The 201-nt window shown below is 32.8% G+C and carries 1 pseudogene; it reads right to left on the bottom strand.

The window, feature by feature from the left end:
- A pseudogene (locus tag FUA24_RS01220) lies at positions 1–201 on the bottom strand (F0F1 ATP synthase subunit beta); the annotation flags it as partial.

The raw sequence follows: 201 nt of genomic DNA, 5'->3' as shown, positions 1-201 counted from the left end.
AAACCACCGTGACCTTTTGCAATATTGTTAATTAACTCTTGTATTAATACTGTTTTACCTACACCAGCACCACCAAATAATCCAATTTTACCACCTTTTGCATAAGGCTCAATTAAATCGATTACTTTAATACCAGTAAATAAAACTTCAGTAGACGTTGATAAATCCTCAAATTTAGGAGCTTGCCTGTGAATTGGTAAA

The sequence above is a fragment of the Seonamhaeicola marinus genome, from assembly GCF_008085455.1.
This window is presented reverse-complemented; position numbering and strand designations above follow the sequence as displayed.